The following is a 16,804-nucleotide window of genomic DNA, read 5'->3' on the forward strand; positions in this document are numbered from 1 at the left end:
TCGGTACAAGAAAATAGTTGCGAACGGCAACTATTCATCGGTTAACAGTAGCAACTATTTTTGTGCCTAAATTATTTTTTCTTCTAATTATTTTTAAAATAGCAGGTAGATTGCCTGATAAATGTTTTATGTTCCTTATGCACCATACATACCAGCAAGAATCGGGCCTGGCATCTCCGGTTTGCCCCGCAGTGTCAGACCATGTCACGTACGCCCACGACATGGAGGTACCCCATGGATATGATCTCGTTTCTCGCCTCCGAACCCTTCGACCGCAGCGGTGATACGCCGCTCTATGTCCAGCTTAAACATCGAATCGCTCTGCTTATCGCCAACCAGGCGTTCGACACCAAGACGCCGCTGCCACGCGAGCTCGAAATCTGTGAGCGGCTGGAGTTATCGCGCGCGACCGTGCGCCGTTGCTTCCAAGATCTCGTCATCGAGGGGCGCGTGGTGCGCAAGCGCGGCCAGGGCACGTTCATCAAGCCCCAAACTTCAGCACCCGGCATCGACCTGGCCCTGAATTTCAGCGCGCGGATGCGCGAAGCGGGGCGGGTTCCGAGCTCGCAGATTCTCGCCTTTTCAAGCATACCGGCCGTCCGCGGCATCGCCTCCGGGCTCAAAGTGCCCGAAGGGACACCCGTCTGGGAGATTCGCCGCCTGCGTCTCGCCAACGACAAACCCATGGAGCTCAACTACGTCTATATCCCCGTGTCACTTTGCCCCGAGCTCACGCGCAAAGACGTGGATGGCTCGCTCTACGCCTACATCGCGGAAAAGACCGGCATCCTGCCCGCAAGCGTCGATGCCGTCTACGAGACGGTCAACCTCGACAAGCATGAGGCGCGTCTTTTGGGACAGAACACCGGTAAGGCGGCGATGCGCATCGTGCGTTCGACCTACGACAAGACGGGAACCCCGTTCGAGGTAGGCGTGCTCATCAGCTGCGACGGTCAGGCAAAGCTGCACGTGCACATCGCCGCCGACAAAACAACCTTCACCGCCACAGCCCAATAAATCCAAAACATGGGCGCCGTCGTTCAAACGAACGACGGCGCCCACACTCATTTTCTATTCAGCCCTAGTCATCGCACAAAGCCCCTTCGGCAGCACACGGTGCAACCGAGTCACCGTAGGCCGGGGCGGAGGGGGCTGAGTTTCTCACTGAGCGACTCTGCTTGCAGCCGGAGCGAAGGGGGAAACTCAGCCCCCCGCCCCGACCGGCCAGCTCAACCTACACCGTGTGCTGCGGCAGGTCCTGCAGGGCGATGACGTCCATGCCCATGTCGTTGGCGCTGCCGTGACCCTGCTGGTCCTCACGCACCGCCTCGATGGCACTCACGTACGTGTTGGCGGCAGACATCGCGGTCACGCAGGTCACACCGCGTCGCACTGCCTCGGTGCGCAGCAGATAGCCGTCGCCGCGCGAGCCAGGACCGTACGGCGTGTTGATGATCACCGCGATCTTGCCATCGGCGATGAGGTCGCCGATGTTGGGGCGCTCGCCGTCGTGCGGGCCGCTAATCTTCTCCACGATCTCGCACGTCACGTTGCCTCCACGCAGCACGCGCGCCGTACCCTCGGTAGAGCAGATGTCAAAGCCCAGATAGCGCAGGATACGGGCGACCGAAAGGATATGGCGCTTGTCGCGGTCGCACACGCTAATGAACACCTTGCCGCAACTCGGGTCGGGCAGCTTGTAGTCGATCGCCAGCTGCGTCTTGGCGTATGCCTCGGGATAGCTCTTGGCGATACCCATGACCTCGCCCGTCGACTTCATCTCGGGCCCCAGGATGACGTCGGCGCCCGGGAAACGGCCCCAGGGCACAACGGCTTCCTTCATGCAGAACCAGTCCAGCTGACGCTCATCGCTCGGCAGGCCCAAGCTCGCGATGGAATCGCCCGCCATGATACGCGCCGCGCACTTGGCCAGCGGCACGCCGGTGGCCTTGGAGATAAACGGCACGGTACGGCTGGCACGCGGGTTGGCCTCGATCACGTAGACGGTCTCACCCTTGATGGCATACTGCACGTTGACCAGGCCGCGTACGCCCAGCGCCATCGCGATGCGGCGCGTGGTCTCGCGGAGCTTCGCCTGCAGGCTCTCGCTAAAGCTAAACGGCGGAATGCAGGTCGCAGAGTCGCCGGAGTGAATACCGGCCTCCTCAATATGCTCCAGGATGCCGCCGATGTAGACCTCTTCGCCGTCGCACAGGGCATCGACATCGGACTCAATCGCACCCTCCAGGAAGCGGTCGAGGTACACCGGGTAGTCGGGGCTAATGCGCGCAGCCTCGGCCATGTAATCGCGCAGATGCTCGGCATCGTAGGCGATCATCATGCCGCGGCCGCCCAGCACGTAGCTCGGACGCACCAGCAGCGGGTAGCCAATATGCGCGGCCACGGCCTCGGCCTCCTCAAACGAGGTTGCCTGGCCCGCCGGCGGATACATAATGCCCAGCTTGTCGAGCAGGGCGGCAAAGCGCTCGCGGTCCTCGGCAAAGTCGATGGCATCGGGCTTGGTGCCCATGATGTTCACGCCGCTCTCCTCGAGCATGCGCGCCAGCTTAAGCGGAGTCTGGCCGCCGAGCGTCACCACGACGCCGTCGGGGCGCTCAACATCGATAACGTCCATGACGTCCTCGTAGGTGAGCGGCTCAAAGTACAAGCGGTCCGAGGTGTCGTAGTCAGTCGAAACGGTCTCGGGGTTGCAGTTGACCATGATGGTCTCGAAGCCGCGAGCCGCCAGTGCGTAGCTCGCGTGCACGCAGCAGTAATCGAACTCGATACCTTGGCCAATGCGGTTGGGGCCGGCGCCCAGGATCATCGCCTTGGGCTTGTCCGCCGGCGTGGTCTCGTCGGGAGCCACGCACTTCTTGGCATCCGGGCTCGTGCGGTAGATGTTCTCGTACGTCTTGTAGTGGTACTCCGTGGCGCTCGAAAACTCCGCAGCGCAGGTATCGACCGTCTTCATGCTGGGAACCACGCCCAGACCCTTGCGATAGGCGCGCACAAAGCGCTCGTCCGAGCCGGTCAGCGCGGCAATCTCGGCGTCGCTCGTGCCGTACTGCTTGAGCAGGCGCATCGCGTCGGCGTCGATATCCTCCACACGCAGGCCGCGGATGCTCTCCTGGACCTGCACCATGTCGTTGATGCGGTTGAGATACCACGGGTCGATGCCGCAAATGGCATGGATACGCGCAACGTCCCAGCTGCGGCGCAGGGCCTCGACCACAAAGAAGATGCGATGCTCGGTCGGGGTTGCCACGGCCTGAGCGAGCTCATCGTCGCTCAGCTTCTCGGCACCTTCCTTGCCACCGGCACAAATGCCCTGATGCCCGTCCTCCAGTGAGCGCATGGCCTTGCCGAAGGCCTCCTCAAAGGTGCGGCCGATCGCCATAATCTCGCCCACGGCCTTCATGCGCGTGGTGAGCGTGGGGTCGGTGCCCTTGAACTTCTCAAAGGCAAAGCGCGGCACCTTGACCACGCAGTAGTCGATCGTGGGCTCAAAGCAGGCGGGCGTGGCCTTGGTGATGTCGTTGACGATCTCGTCGAGCGTGTAGCCCACGGCCAGGCGAGCGGCGGCCTTGGCGATGGGGAAACCCGTGGCCTTGGAGGCCAGCGCGGACGAACGGCTCACGCGCGGGTTCATCTCGATGACGATCAGGCGGCCGGTCTGGGGGTTCACGGCAAACTGCACGTTGGAGCCGCCGGTCTCGACGCCGATCTTCTCCAAGATGGCGAGCGAGGCGACACGCATGCGCTGATACTCCAGGTCGGAGAGGGTCTGCGCCGGCGCCACGGTGATGGAGTCGCCGGTGTGCACGCCCATGGGGTCGAGATTCTCGATGGAGCACACGATGATGCCGTTGCCGGCGTGGTCGCGCATGACCTCCATCTCATACTCTTTCCAACCCTCGATGGACTCCTCGACCAGCACCTCATGGGCAGGCGAGAGCTCAAGGCCCTGGCTCACGATGGAGACGAGCTCCTCGTGGGTGTGCGCGATGCCGCCGCCGGCGCCGCCGAGGGTAAAGCTCGGACGCAGCACGCAGGGATAGCCCACGCGCTCGGCGATAGCCTCGGCGTCGGCCACGCTGTAGGCATAGCCCGAGCGCGCGACCTCCAGGCCGATCTCGGCCATGGCCTCGTTAAAGAGCTTGCGGTCCTCGCCGCGCTCGATAGCGGCCAGGTCGCAGCCGATCATCTCGACGCCGTACTTGTCCAGCGTGCCGTCTTTCGCCAGCTCGACGGCGGCGTTCAGACCGGTCTGGCCACCCAGCGTGGGCAGCAGCGCGTCCGGATGCTCTTTCTTGATTACGCGCTCGATAAACTCGGCGGTGATGGGCTCGACATAGGTGCGGTCGGCCAAGCCCGGGTCGGTCATGATGGTCGCCGGGTTGGAGTTGACCAGGATGACCTCAAAGCCATCCTCCTTGAGCACCTTGCAGGCCTGGGCGCCGGAGTAGTCGAACTCGCAGGCCTGGCCAATAACGATGGGGCCCGAACCAATAACGAGGATGCGCTTGATGTCGGTACGTTTCGGCATGTTAGTTCTCCTCGGTCGCAGCGTTCTCGGACTCGGCGAAATTCCAGCCGGCGAGGCGGTCCTTCGCGGTGTCGATGTCCAGGTAGTTCTCCTCGCCGTCCATGAGTCGCGTAAAGGCGGTAAAGAGATAGTGGGCATCGGTGGGGCCGGGCGAAGCCTCGGGGTGGTATTGGACCGAGAAGCACGGGGCGTCGAGCAGCTGGATGCCCTCGGCGGTGCCGTCGTTGAGGTTCACATGTGTCAGACGAATGCGGCCAAAGCGCTCGTTCATCACGACCGGCGCGATACCGCGGCGCACCCAGGCGCGCAGGTCGCCATCGGCCGCATGCTCGGTTTCGCCGCCGGAAAGCTCCGGAATCAGTTTGCCCAGACTGGGGAACAGCAGGCCAAAGCCGTGGTTTTGCGCGGTGATCTCCACGCGACGGCTCACCAGATTCATAACCGGCTGGTTACCGCCACGGTGACCGAATTTAAGCTTTTCCATTTGGGCGCCGCAGGCCAAGCTGATCATCTGGTGACCTAGGCAAATACCAAAGACCGGCACCTTGCCGATCAGCTGCTGCACCTGCTCGTAGGTCTCCACCACGGCGTCGGGGTCGCCGGGGCCGTTGGACAAAAAGACGCCATCGGGATTCATCTCGAGCACCTGCTGGGCGGGAGTATCCCACGGCACGACGGTAAGGTCGCAGCCGGCGCGGACCAGCCCCTCCAGAATGCCGCGCTTCACACCGCAGTCGTAGGCGACCACTTTCTGACGGGCAGGAGCGGCAACCGCAAGCGCAAAGTCATGCGTGGCAGGCAGGTCGGCGGCCACAAACTCGTGAGGCGCGGGGCAACTTACGGTCTTGACCAGGTTCTCGCCTACCAGCGTGGGCGCTGCGGCCAGACGCTCGGCAAGCTCGTCGACGTCGAAGATCTCGGTCGAGATAATGCCCATTTTGGAACCATTGTCGCGCAGATGGCGCACCAGAGCGCGGGTGTCGACACCCTCGATAGCGACGATGCCGTGAGCGCGCAGGTACTCCGGCACGCTGACGGCCGAGCGCCAGTTAGAAGGCGTGGCGCACATGTCGCGAACGATCATGCCGCGCATAGCCGGAGCGCTCGCAGGGCGCACGGCGTCGCCAGGGAAGGCCGACTGGACATCGGTCTCGTCGATACCGTAATTGCCGATCTGCGGATAGGTCATGGTTACAATTTGGCCGGCATAACTCGGGTCGGTCATGACCTCAAAGTAGCCCTCGAGCGAGGTGTTGAAGCAGACTTCGCCGGTCGCGGTGCCCTCGGCGCCGCATGCACGTCCATAAAAAATGGTCCCATCCTCAAGATACAGGATACAGGGACCGCAGGTGCCCTTGCTGGTTTTGGCCAGCATATGCTGGCAAAGCTCGCTGGGCGCGAAGGTGCGGGCGGCAGCGCCCGCGGTATGGTTGTTCGCCATAATTCTCCTTCCCGGTCTCACAGGACCGGCTTAAAGGTGTGTAGTTAGGCCTCGCGGTATTGTAACCGCAAGCATGCCTCATGGCGTTAATTTCATCAAATTGTTTACGAAATGATAATTATGACTTTCTATGCATAATGATTATTTAATCCCCGTCCCAGAAAAATCATCCCGCAGGGCTTGTGGCTCACGCGGGATGATGGCGTCTTACTTTTTCTTGTCCTGTTCCAGCAGATCGGACGGTGAGCGATCGGGCTTGCCGCCGCGGAAAATCTCGCGGCCATGCAGACGATGCTCCAGGTCACGTTCGGCCTTTTCCTCGTCAATCTTGGTCTGGCTCACCACCGGGTCCTCGATCAGCGACGAAACCGAGTTCACCTGTTTTTGAATGCGCTCGGCAATGGTGTCGTCCATGCTTACGATGCGCATCTTCCAGTCGATGCTCGTGGCGTTGGATGAGCTCTTGGTCCACACAAACGTCAAAATGGCGCTCTGATGACCCCGCGCGGGGAACATGCCAAAAAAGGAATCGTGCTGAATGTTGCTATCCTCGTCGATATAGGCGTGAACGTTATACACCACGCGGTCAATCTTGTCGTTGAGCAGGGCGTTGGTCGCAAGCGCCGCGGCCTGGATCTGCCCGTTGGACAGCAGCTCGAGCTCATTGGCAGACGACGTGTCCAACACCGTCACCTCAACCGTGCCCGTACGCTCATCGGCCTCGTCGACAGAAAAATCGAGCGGGAACTGCGTAAAGCCGTTGCCCCATTCGAGTCCACCCTTGAGCGCGGTCGAGACGGTATCCACCGAAACGCTCTCGGACAGGTTGGCGGTATTCAGACGGCGCATCACGCCGTAGCCGATCTGCATGCCCACGATCAGCACCAAAATACCAATGACTACGGCCACCGCGGTCTTCGTAATGGTATGGCTCACCTGCGAGCCCGAAGGATCGTCCTCGGACAGCGGGTCGATATGTTTTGCCTGGCTCGCGCGGTCCTCGCTGCGCAGCTGCGCTAGCGCCGCTTTGTCACCGCGCTTGGCCGCAGCCTCCTTCTCACGCATGCGCTCGGTTCGCTTTTTGGCAAGCGTGGGATCCAAGACGCCGGATGCATCGATTTCGGAGAATAACTCCGTCACTTCTTCCGGAGTCAAAGGGTTCTTGTCAGCCATAAACTTCCTGTCATATCAATCAGTCGAGCTCGTGCGCACGCGCACCTTCGAACTGCATTCGATAGTAACGGGCATAGGTGCCGCCACGGGCGAGAAGCTCCTCGTGCGTGCCACGCTCCACAACGCGACCATGCTCAACGGTCGCAATCTCATCGGCATGTTTAATGGTCGAAAGACGGTGGGCGATGATGATTGTGGTACGGCCGCGTGCCAGCTCCTCGAGTGACTCCTGCACCGCCTCCTCGCTCTCGTTATCCAAAGCACTCGTCGCCTCGTCCAAGATCAAGATTTTGGGATTCTTGAGAAACACGCGCGCGATGGCGACGCGTTGCTTCTGTCCGCCCGAAAGACGGCTGCCGCGCTCGCCCACCACGGTGTCATAGCCCTGCGGAAGCGACTCGATAAAGGCATCGATGTTGGCGCGACGGGCGGCTCCGGCGATCTCTTCTGCCGTGGCGCCCGGCTTGCCGTAGGCGATGTTCTCGCCGATTGTTCCGTCAAACAGGTAGACATCCTGCTGCACCAGGCCGATAGCGCGGCGCAGGCTCTGCTGCGTCACATCGCGTACATCCTGACCGTCGATGCTAATGGATCCGGCAGCCACGTCATAAAAGCGCGGCAGCAGCGAACAGGTCGTGGACTTGCCACCGCCCGAAGGGCCAACCAAAGCGATGGTCTGCCCGGGCTTGATGGACAGGTTCATATGGTCGATAACGGGACGCTCTTCGGCATCGCCCTCGCCCAGCTCAACGTCCTCGTAGTTAAAGCACACGTCGTGATACTCCACGGCGCCGGCAGTCACCTGCAGATCCGTAGCGCCCGGCTTGTCCTGGATATCCGGCGCGGTCGAGAGCACCTCGTCCATGCGCTTAAAGCCGGCGATGGCCTTCTGATACGTTTCGGCCGAATTGACGAGTGTCTCGAGCGGCGTGCAGAACAGCGAAATATAGAGTGCAAAGGTCGCCATATCGACCGCCTGCAGCTGTCCCTGGGCGACCAGCCAGCCGCCCAGCAGCACCACGATCACATAGAGCACACCCGAGAGCAGGCCATACGTCGCGGTATAGACGCCCATGGCGTGATACATGTTCTCCTTGGACGAAAGATAGCGATTGTTGGAGGCGCGGAACTTGAAGCGCTCGGTCTCCTCATTGGCAAAGCTCTTGACCACGCGCATGCCCGCCAGCGAATCCTGCAGCTGCGCATTGATGCCGCTGATCTTTTTGCGGTTGTCGCTAAAGACCTCGCGCATGCGCATGTTCTGCCAAAACATGATGACCGAAAACGCTGCTGTCACCGCAGCCATGGCAAGCGCCAGCACCGGGGCGATGGTAAAGAGGATCACAAACGAGCCGATAATCTCGATGCCGCAGATGATGATCCACTCGGGCACGTGGTGCGCCGCCTCGCAGATATCGAACAGGTCGTTGACCACGCGGCTCATCATGTCGCCCGAGCTGTTACGGTCGAAGTACGCAAAGCTAAAGCGCTCATACTGGTCGAACAGGTCCTCGCGCATCTTGGACTCCATGCGCGCACCCATCACGTGACCCCAATAGCTCACAAAATAGCGGCAGGCGCAGCGGATGACATACATCAGCACCAAACCTACCGCGATCATACCGAGCGCCTGCATAATGGCAGCATGACCCTGGGTAAACAGCCCACCGGTCAAATTGCGCAGAATAATAGGAAACGCAAGGTCAATGGCGGCAAGCACCAGAGCACAAACAGTATCAGCAACAAAAAGCCCCATCTGGGGCCTGTAGTAAGAAAGAAACCTCTTCAGCATAATCACCTTACGCGGTTTTACCAAACCGCGTTTCGTCTCGACGCTGCAAGTGCTCCATTTGGACAATCTGGCCTTCAATCGTCGGTCGCGTATATCCATACGCTTCCCTCCTCTTTTGGGCCACCTTGTCTCAAATGGAGCACTTTCGCTGACTTACACAAACCTGCGGGATCATCCCCGCTCGTTAAAGCTCCGCACCCCCAAGGCGATGCGCGATGCTGTCGCAGGCCAAGGCGCCAACGACGGTCTTGGCGTCTTCGATCTTGCCGTCGAGCACGGCGTCGATCAGCTCGTGCAGCGGCACCAGGTCAACGTTGACAAACTCGTCATCGTCGGGGTTGGGCGCATCAAACTCCAACTTGGTAGCCAAGTAGATGTGAATGATCTCGTCGCAAAAACCGCAGGACGTGACAATCGACGTCAAAAAGCGAATGCGATCAGCCCTAAAGCCCGTCTCCTCATGCAGCTCGCGTTTGGCGCAATCGAGCGGGTCCTCGCCTGGATCGAGCTTGCCGGCGGGAATCTCGAGCGTCACGCGGTCGATAGCGGTGCGGTACTGACGCACCAGTACGATCTTGCCGCTCTCGGTCAGCGCTACAACGGCCGCCGCACCCGGATGGCGAACGATATCGCGGGCGCTGCGGCGACCGTTGGGCAGCTCAACCTCAAGACGGTGGACGTCGAGGATCTTGCCCTTCCAGGCGCACTCCTCCGAAAGAATCTTCTCGTGCAGCTCGGCATCGTGCGGGTCGTCGTCGCCCAGCACCAGCGCCGGCTCGTCAGCGACCTCGCCGCCAGGCTCGCCCTCGGCGTGCCCATACATGCGGCTGCCCTCTTCAACGATCTGCGCATCCACGAGCTCTTCGTTCTTCTCGTCCATCCGTCTCATTCCTCTCGGATTTTAGGCATCCCAGGCGTCGCGGCCGCGCAGCGCGCGCAGGCCGATGTCGTGGCGCAGGGTCTTGCCTTCAAAATCAATCTTCTCGCAGGCCTCGTAGGCAAGGTTGCGAGCGTTCTCGAACGTGTCACCCAGAGCGGTTACGGCAAGCACGCGGCCGCCGTTGGTCACGAGCTGGCCATCCACCACGGCGGTGCCCGCGTGGTACACGGTCACGTTCTCCATGGCCTCGGCATCCTCAATACCAGTGATGACCTTGCCCTTCTCGTAGCTGCCGGGATAGCCCGCGCTCGTCAGGACAACGGCCACGGCCCACTCGTCACGCCAGTCGAGCTCAATCTGATCGAGCTCGCAGTTGGCGCAGGCGAGCATGACCTCAACCAGGTCGTTCTTAAGGCGCGGCAGCACGACCTGCGTCTCGGGGTCGCCAAAGCGGGCATTGAACTCCAGCACCTTGGGGCCGGCAGGCGTGAGCATAAAGCCGCCATACAGGCAGCCGCGGTAGTCGATGCCCTCGGCAGCAAGCTCGGCAACGGTCTGCTCCATGACCGCCACCATGGTGGCGTGCTCCTCGTCGGTCACGATGGGCACCGGGCTGTAGACGCCCATGCCGCCGGTGTTGGGTCCCTTGTCGCCCTCGAGGGCGCGCTTGTGGTCCTGCGAGGTGGCCATGGGGCGCACGGTCTTGCCGTCGGTAAAGGCGAGCAGTGAGCACTCGGGACCAACGAGCATCTCCTCGATAACCACGGTGTTGCCGGCATCGCCAAAGGTGCCGCCAAAGCACTCGCGCACGGCCTCCTCGGCCTGCTCAAGTTCGGTCGCCACGATAACGCCCTTGCCCGCGGCAAGGCCGTCGGCCTTGACGACCAGCGGGGCGCCCTGCTCGCGCACGTAGGCGAGAGCCGAAGCCTCGTCGGTAAACGAGCCGTAGGCTGCCGTCGGGATACCGGCGCGCTCCATGAGCTGCTTGGAGAACAGCTTGGAGCCCTCCATCTGGGCGCCCTCGGCACCCGGGCCAAAGCACGGAATACCCGCCGCGCGCACGGCGTCGGCCACGGCCGCCACGAGCGGAGCCTCGGGGCCAATTACCACGAGTCCGCATCCGTGGCTCTGAGCAAACGCCGCCACGGCCGCAGGATCGCAGTCGTCGAGAACAACGTTCTCGCCGCAGCTCGCGGTGCCGCCGTTACCCGGCGCAATGTAGAGCTTGCCGGCGCGCGGTGATGCTGCGAGCTTTGCTGCCAAAGCATGCTCGCGGCCGCCGCTGCCCAACAACAGGATGTCGATGGTTTGAGTGTCCGCCTTCAAGGGTGCCTCCTCTATGGATGAATGGCCCGCTCCGCGCGAGCCCTTTGCAAGCAAATATACCCCTCGGCCGCCCACTTGGGCTGCAAAGGGGTATATCGCAATAACCAAATGGTCCCGATTACTTCCAGAATCGGTTGATGATCTGCTCGCGACCAGCGCCAACGCCAACAAACGTCACGCGGGTGTGTGCCAGATCCTCGATAAACGCCACGTAGTCCTGGGCCTCCTGCGGCAGCTCGTCAAAGCTGCGGCAGCCGGTGATGTCGCACTTCCAGCCAGGGAGCTCCTCGTAGATGGGCTTGGCATGCTCAAAGCGCACCTGATGCTCGGGCACGCTCGTATAGCGCTCGCCGGCGGCGTCGTAGGCGACGCACACCCTGATGGTGTCGAAGGCCGAAAGCACGTCGAGCTTGGTCAGGGCGATATCGGTGAGGCCGTTGACGCGCGAGGCGTAGTTGGCGATGGGGCCGTCGAACCAGCCGCAGCGACGACGGCGACCGGTGGTCACGCCGTATTCATAGCCCTCCTCGGTCAGCGTGTGACCGGCCTCGGACTCATAGGAAAGCTCGGTGGGCATGGGGCCCGAACCGACGCGGGTGATATAGGCCTTCATGACGCCCAGCACGCGGTCGACATTCTTCATGCCCACGCCGGAACCGGTGATGGCGCCGCCGGCGGTGCAGTTGGAAGACGTCACGTACGGATAGGTGCCGTGGTCGATGTCGAGCAGCGTCGCCTGGGCGCCCTCAAACAGCAGGTCCTTACCCTCATCGATCATGTTGTTGAGTAGCAGGCTCGTCTCGGTGATGTAGGGACGCAGGCGCTCGGCCATCGGCAGGTACTCGTCGCAAATCTGGTCCACGGTGTAGGTGGGCAGGTTGTAGATGAGCTCGAGCTCAGGGTTCACGCGGGCGAGAGCGGTCTCCAGCTTGTCGCGGAACAGTGCCTCGTCCAGCATGTCCTGCATGCGCAGACCGATGCGGGCCATCTTGTCCTGATAGCACGGACCGATACCGCGCTTGGTGGTACCGATGTTCTTCTTGCCGAGCTTCTGCTCAAAGGCGCCATCCAGATCGATGTGGTACGGCATGATGACATGCGCGTTGCCGCTAATCTTGAGGTTCTTGGTGGTGATGCCGTCGGCCTCGAACATGTCGATCTCCTCAAGGACAACCTTGGGGTTAACGACGCAGCCGTTACCGATTACCGACACGTGGTCGGAATACATGATGCCGGAGGGCACCTGGTGCAGGCCGTACTTCTTGCCGTTGACGACGATGGTGTGGCCGGCGTTGTTGCCGCCCGAGTAGCGCACGACGGCATCGAAGTCGCCGGCGACCAGGTCGCAAATCTTACCCTTGCCCTCATCGCCCCACTGGGCACCGACCAAAACGGTTGACGGCATGTTTACTCCTTACATTCATGGACTGTCTACGCGCCGCGTCGGCACGCAGAAGCACAAAACATTCCCAGTATACCCGTGCAACGGGCGCCTGTCCTACTCCTCGGCATGTGCCCCATCAAGCTCATAGAACTTGGTGGATGCCGGCAGGAACATCAGGTCGACGTCGCCGATCGGGCCCGAACGGTTCTTGGCCACGACGATACGCGTAACGCCCTCGTCGGGTCGATCGTCGCGTGAGGCTTCGGCCTCGTCGGCGGAGCGGTCCAAGAACATAACGATATCGGCGTCTTGCTCGATGGAGCCCGATTCACGAAGGTCGGAAAGCTGCGGGCGCTTGCCGGTACGGGATTCGACCTGACGCGAGAGCTGCGACAGCGCGATGAGCGGGATCTTGAGCTCCTTGGCCATGATCTTCAGACCACGCGACATCTCGGAGACCTCGACGGTACGGCTCTCGGAGCGACGTCCCGGCGGAGGACTCACCAGCTGCAGGTAGTCCAGGATGATGATGGCCTTCTCCTTGTTGTGGAGCATGCGGCGGCTCTTGGCGCGAATCTCGGTCACTGTGGTGCCGGGCGTATCGTCAATCAGAATATCGAGCTTAGACAAGGTCTGCGTGGCCTCGTTGATATTGGCCCACTGCTCGGGGCTAATGCGGCCCATGCGAAAGTCACTGATCGAGATCATGGCGTAGGCGCAGATCAGACGCTGGGCAATTTCCTTGCCCGACATCTCCAGCGAGAAGAAGCCGACGGTATAACCAGCGGCGGCAGCGTTGAGCGCCAGATTCAGGGCGAACGACGTCTTACCTACAGCAGGACGGGCACCGATAATGATGAGCTGACCCTCGCGAAAACCCATGAGCATGCGGTCGAGCGACGGGAAACCCGTGGGCACGCCCGCAGCCTGGCCACCGGCCTGGCACACTTCCTCGGCCTCGTTATAGGCCTCGACCATAAACTCGGTCAACGTCTTGTAGCTCGACTTGACCTCGCGCGCCGTGACCTTGAGCAGCTTGCTCTCGGCCAGCTCCACGACCTCCTTGGTGTCGGTAGGGGCGTTATAGGCCAGCGCGTTGATCTCGTTGGTGGCGCCGATCAGCTCGCGCAGCATCGAGTCGCGACGGACGATGGCGGCATGGTGCTGCCAGTTCACGAGCGACAGAGTCTGGCCCATCAGCTCCAAAATGTAGGCCTCGCCGCCCACGGCATCGAGCTTGTTGATGCTTCGCAGGTAATCGATCAGCGAGATGGAGTCGATGGGAATGCGGCTGTTGTACATATCGACCATCGCGGTATAGATGGTCTTATGAATGGGCCGGTAGAAGTCATCGGGCTGCAGCTCGACCTGGGCCTCCTCGACCACCTCGGGCGATAGCAGCATGGCGGCCAGTACATTGGCCTCTGCATCTTGGTTTTGGGGAAGACCCAACTTTGAGCCGCGGTCCTCAACCGTCAGCCCGGTCTCCCTTTCGTCATATGCCATGAGCATCCTCATTCATATCGCTTGCGAGCATCCATAGTATCAGCCACGGTCCCAAAACGCGCCACGCGCCGCTAATCATCACCGAACGAAACGGATGAACGGTCCCGTATATAGGACTTCGACGCAACGTTCACCATGACACTCACTCAGCGCAAAAAACAAAAGGGCGCCCCGGTTTCCCAGAGCGCCCTTCTTAGAACAAGATTGTTGCGTTGCAGCAAATGCTACTCGGCAGCAGCCTCAGTCTCGACCTCGGCGGTCTCGGCCTCGGCGACCTCAGCGGCCTCCTCGACCTCAGCCTCGGCAGCGAGCTCCTCGGCGGTAACGCCGACGAGAACGACAACCTCGGCCTTGATCTCGCGGTACAGCGAGATGGCAACGGTGTGGGCACCGGCAACCTTGATGGGCTTACCGAGCTCGACGCGCTTGCGGTCGATGTCCATACCGAGCTGAGCCTTGATGGCGTCAGCGATCATAGCGGCGGTAACGGAGCCAAAGAGGATACCCTCGTCGCCGACCTTGACGTCAACGGTGACCTGCTTGCCCTCGAGGGCAGCCTTGGTCTCGTTGGCGGTAGCCAGACGGACGGCCTCGCGCTTAGCGATGTTGTTGCGACGCTCGTCGAGCTGCTTGAGGTTGCCCTTGGTAGCGGCAACAGCGAGCTTCTTGGGGAACAGGAAGTTCTCAGCGTAACCCTGGGCGACCTCTACGACGTCACCCTCGCCGCCCTTGCCCTTGATCTCATCGAGAAGAATAACCTTCATGATGCGTCTCCCTTCTTAGCCGCGGTCGCGGTTGCCACGAGAGGAAACCACGGGGACGGTGTACGGCAGGAGAGCCATCTCGCGGGCGCGCTTGATGGCGTTGGCGATGTCATGCTGATGCTGCGTGCAAGCGCCAGTGACGCGACGGGGCTTGATCTTGCCACGGTCGGTCATGTACTTACGGAGAAGCTGAGTGTCCTTATAGTCGATGAACTCAGTGTTCTCCTTGCAGAACTGGCAGTACTTACGACGCGGCTGACGTGCAGAAAAATCATTAGCCATGTCAAAATACCTTTCGTTTGGCAACTTCGGCGAACCGAAGCCGCCTCTCACTCAAAAATAGGTGAACAACCCTTAGAACGGGATGTCCTCATCGTAGACGTCGACCGCGGGCGGCGTAGCCACCGGTGCGGCAGGACGTGCTATGGGCGCGGGAGCTGCGGGGGCGTAACCGCCCTGATCGTAACCACCCTGGCCACCACGGGAGCTCATAAACTCGATCTCATCGACGATGACCTCAAGCTTGCTCCGGCGCTGGCCGTCGCGCTCCCAAGAGCTGTAGCGCAGCTTGCCCTCGATCGCGACCTTGTTTCCCTTTGCCAGGAAACGGCTCACGGCCTCGGCGCGGGTGCCGAACATAGTGCAGTCGACAAAGTTGGGATAGTCCTCCCACTCGCCAGTCTGCGCGTTGCGGCGACGATCGTTCACAGCGACGCCAAAGGACAGAACCTGGGTTCCGCCGGCGGTGGCGCGCAGCTCGGGATCGCGGGTGAGGTTACCGGTGATGTTCACTCGATTGATGCTCATAACTCACTACTTCCTCTTGGGGCACAAGCCCAGTCCAAAACGACAGTCTTACTCCTGGTCGTCGCGACGGACGATCATGTGGCGGACCACAGCGTCGGTGATGCGCAGAACGCGATCAAGCTCGGCAATCTGGGTAGGATCTGCGTGGAAGTTGATGAGGGTGTAGTCACCATCGGTGAGGTCGTTGATCTCGTAGGCGAGCTTGCGCTTGCCCCACTCGTCAACGGAGTCGACCTTGCCAGCGCCCTCAGCGATCGTGGTATCGATACGCTTCATAACAGCGAGACGAGTCTCGGGGTCGAGCGACGGGTCAACAAAGAACAGCAGTTCATAAGCCTTCATATTGTCACCTCCTCTGGGCAAATGTGGCTTCAGGTCGTGAAGGTGCGCCTGAAGCAGGAAAAGACTTGGTAATAATATCTTTCAACCTCCTAGGCTGCAAGAATATGCAGCTACAACCTCATGACCTCCACATATGCCCATACTCGCACGGCACTTCATGCGTCTTCCAACCAAATGCTGACCAAATGCTTGACGGAACTGTGGACAAGATACGGCGCCGTGGGGACAAGTCGCACCAAGCCGCAGGTCAACGGGCACAACGCTGTGGTCGCGAAATGCATACCAGTGGTCCAATTGATCGCCAAAAAGAATTTAAATTCGTTTGCTCGTGGTCTATAAAGTCCTTTTTTGAACAATTCGCTTCGCATGATTTAGCTGGTCAGGCTGCATGTGCCGCACGTTTTAGGCATAGCGCAAGACACTGCGGATCAAAAAATGCTAAGTTTTCGGCTTGCACCTTACGATTCCTCGTGTATACTAACTTTCGCATTTAACGGAGAGTTGTCCGAGTGGCCGAAGGAGCACGATTGGAAATCGTGTAGGCGTCAAAAGCGTCTCCAGGGTTCAAATCCCTGACTCTCCGCCAGTTAATTCCAAAGCAGGCCTTCGAGCCTGCTTTGTTTTTACCCCACGCGGAGGGGTGGCAGAGTGGTTGAATGCGGCGGTCTCGAAAACCGTTTGGCCTGTATAAGGTCACGAGGGTTCGAATCCCTCCTCCTCCGCCATTTTGGTTGAGAAAGCTCCCAACAATGGGAGCTTTTTTGTTATCGAAATACGTCTCGATCCCACGCTTCCCCAAACATGTACGTCACCCTCCAAAACCGACATTTTTCGACATCT

Annotated in this window: 13 protein-coding genes and 2 tRNA genes; 3 read left to right on the plus strand and 12 right to left on the minus strand. The window is 60.7% G+C overall.

Features of this window, described 5'->3' with window-relative positions:
- The first annotated feature begins 234 nt into the window (after positions 1-234).
- Entirely contained in the window at positions 235-1,017 is a 783-nt protein-coding gene (locus DWZ22_RS01730) for a GntR family transcriptional regulator (protein ID WP_158573286.1), read from the plus strand.
- Between the two features lie 217 nt (positions 1,018-1,234).
- Here DWZ22_RS01730 and carB read toward each other — a convergent pair whose 3' ends face one another.
- From carB to rpsF, 12 genes are all read right to left on the minus strand, one after another.
- Positions 1,235-4,549: a carbamoyl-phosphate synthase large subunit gene (carB, locus tag DWZ22_RS01735; protein ID WP_118405283.1), complete on the minus strand. Its 3,315-nt coding sequence runs from the start codon at positions 4,547-4,549 to the stop codon at positions 1,235-1,237.
- 1 nt (position 4,550) lies between these two features.
- Positions 4,551-5,990 (minus strand): glutamine-hydrolyzing carbamoyl-phosphate synthase small subunit, encoded by a 1,440-nt coding sequence (gene carA, locus DWZ22_RS01740; RefSeq protein ID WP_117840263.1) that lies wholly within the window; start codon positions 5,988-5,990, stop codon positions 4,551-4,553.
- 207 nt (positions 5,991-6,197) lie between these two features.
- Positions 6,198-7,163, minus strand: coding sequence for a hypothetical protein (locus DWZ22_RS01745; RefSeq protein ID WP_118405284.1), 966 nt, complete (start codon positions 7,161-7,163; stop codon positions 6,198-6,200).
- A 19-nt stretch (positions 7,164-7,182) separates the two neighbouring features.
- Complete coding sequence (locus DWZ22_RS01750; RefSeq protein WP_117855493.1) at positions 7,183-8,955, minus strand: ABC transporter ATP-binding protein; 1,773 nt, start codon at positions 8,953-8,955, stop codon at positions 7,183-7,185.
- Positions 8,956-9,139: 184 nt separating this feature from the next.
- Positions 9,140-9,835: an NUDIX domain-containing protein gene (locus tag DWZ22_RS01755; protein WP_199583416.1), complete on the minus strand. Its 696-nt coding sequence runs from the start codon at positions 9,833-9,835 to the stop codon at positions 9,140-9,142.
- Positions 9,836-9,856: 21 nt separating this feature from the next.
- Complete coding sequence (gene purD, locus DWZ22_RS01760) at positions 9,857-11,161, minus strand: phosphoribosylamine--glycine ligase (RefSeq protein ID WP_118405285.1); 1,305 nt, start codon at positions 11,159-11,161, stop codon at positions 9,857-9,859.
- 118 nt (positions 11,162-11,279) lie between these two features.
- A complete protein-coding gene (locus tag DWZ22_RS01765) occupies positions 11,280-12,566 on the minus strand; it encodes an adenylosuccinate synthase (RefSeq protein ID WP_118405286.1) in 1,287 nt (428 codons plus the stop codon).
- A gap of 93 nt (positions 12,567-12,659) precedes the next feature.
- Entirely contained in the window at positions 12,660-14,057 is a 1,398-nt protein-coding gene (gene dnaB, locus DWZ22_RS01770) for a replicative DNA helicase (protein WP_117734797.1), read from the minus strand.
- A 218-nt stretch (positions 14,058-14,275) separates the two neighbouring features.
- Positions 14,276-14,815 (minus strand): 50S ribosomal protein L9, encoded by a 540-nt coding sequence (gene rplI / locus DWZ22_RS01775; protein ID WP_089572584.1) that lies wholly within the window; start codon positions 14,813-14,815, stop codon positions 14,276-14,278.
- Between the two features lie 15 nt (positions 14,816-14,830).
- Complete coding sequence (gene rpsR / locus DWZ22_RS01780) at positions 14,831-15,097, minus strand: 30S ribosomal protein S18 (RefSeq protein ID WP_006235829.1); 267 nt, start codon at positions 15,095-15,097, stop codon at positions 14,831-14,833.
- Positions 15,098-15,169: 72 nt separating this feature from the next.
- Complete coding sequence (locus DWZ22_RS01785; protein WP_117794619.1) at positions 15,170-15,622, minus strand: single-stranded DNA-binding protein; 453 nt, start codon at positions 15,620-15,622, stop codon at positions 15,170-15,172.
- 48 nt (positions 15,623-15,670) lie between these two features.
- Entirely contained in the window at positions 15,671-15,964 is a 294-nt protein-coding gene (gene rpsF, locus DWZ22_RS01790; protein ID WP_006235831.1) for a 30S ribosomal protein S6, read from the minus strand.
- A 495-nt stretch (positions 15,965-16,459) separates the two neighbouring features.
- Here rpsF and DWZ22_RS01795 point away from each other — a divergent pair.
- Together DWZ22_RS01795 and DWZ22_RS01800 are read left to right on the plus strand one after the other, a co-directional pair.
- Positions 16,460-16,550, plus strand: a tRNA-Ser gene (locus DWZ22_RS01795).
- A 48-nt stretch (positions 16,551-16,598) separates the two neighbouring features.
- Positions 16,599-16,689 (plus strand) — tRNA-Ser (locus DWZ22_RS01800).
- Positions 16,690-16,804 lie beyond the last annotated feature (115 nt).

Origin of the sequence: Collinsella sp. AF31-11, assembly GCF_003475605.1 — a bacterium.
Taxonomy (GTDB): domain Bacteria; phylum Actinomycetota; class Coriobacteriia; order Coriobacteriales; family Coriobacteriaceae; genus Collinsella.

What these genes read in the sequence shown, in the direction of transcription:
- rplI (WP_089572584.1), bottom strand. Translation starts at nt 14,815, where the DNA reads ATGAAGGTTATTCTTCTCGATGAGATCAAGGGCAAGGGCGGCGAGGGT.
- DWZ22_RS01730 (WP_158573286.1), top strand. Translation starts at nt 235, where the DNA reads ATGGATATGATCTCGTTTCTCGCCTCCGAACCCTTCGACCGCAGCGGT.
- carA (WP_117840263.1), bottom strand. Translation starts at nt 5,990, where the DNA reads ATGGCGAACAACCATACCGCGGGCGCTGCCGCCCGCACCTTCGCGCCC.
- DWZ22_RS01765 (WP_118405286.1), bottom strand. Translation starts at nt 12,566, where the DNA reads ATGCCGTCAACCGTTTTGGTCGGTGCCCAGTGGGGCGATGAGGGCAAG.
- rpsF (WP_006235831.1), bottom strand. Translation starts at nt 15,964, where the DNA reads ATGAAGGCTTATGAACTGCTGTTCTTTGTTGACCCGTCGCTCGACCCC.
- DWZ22_RS01785 (WP_117794619.1), bottom strand. Translation starts at nt 15,622, where the DNA reads ATGAGCATCAATCGAGTGAACATCACCGGTAACCTCACCCGCGATCCC.
- DWZ22_RS01750 (WP_117855493.1), bottom strand. Translation starts at nt 8,955, where the DNA reads ATGCTGAAGAGGTTTCTTTCTTACTACAGGCCCCAGATGGGGCTTTTT.
- DWZ22_RS01755 (WP_199583416.1), bottom strand. Translation starts at nt 9,835, where the DNA reads ATGGACGAGAAGAACGAAGAGCTCGTGGATGCGCAGATCGTTGAAGAG.
- carB (WP_118405283.1), bottom strand. Translation starts at nt 4,549, where the DNA reads ATGCCGAAACGTACCGACATCAAGCGCATCCTCGTTATTGGTTCGGGC.
- rpsR (WP_006235829.1), bottom strand. Translation starts at nt 15,097, where the DNA reads ATGGCTAATGATTTTTCTGCACGTCAGCCGCGTCGTAAGTACTGCCAG.
- dnaB (WP_117734797.1), bottom strand. Translation starts at nt 14,057, where the DNA reads ATGCTCATGGCATATGACGAAAGGGAGACCGGGCTGACGGTTGAGGAC.
- DWZ22_RS01745 (WP_118405284.1), bottom strand. Translation starts at nt 7,163, where the DNA reads ATGGCTGACAAGAACCCTTTGACTCCGGAAGAAGTGACGGAGTTATTC.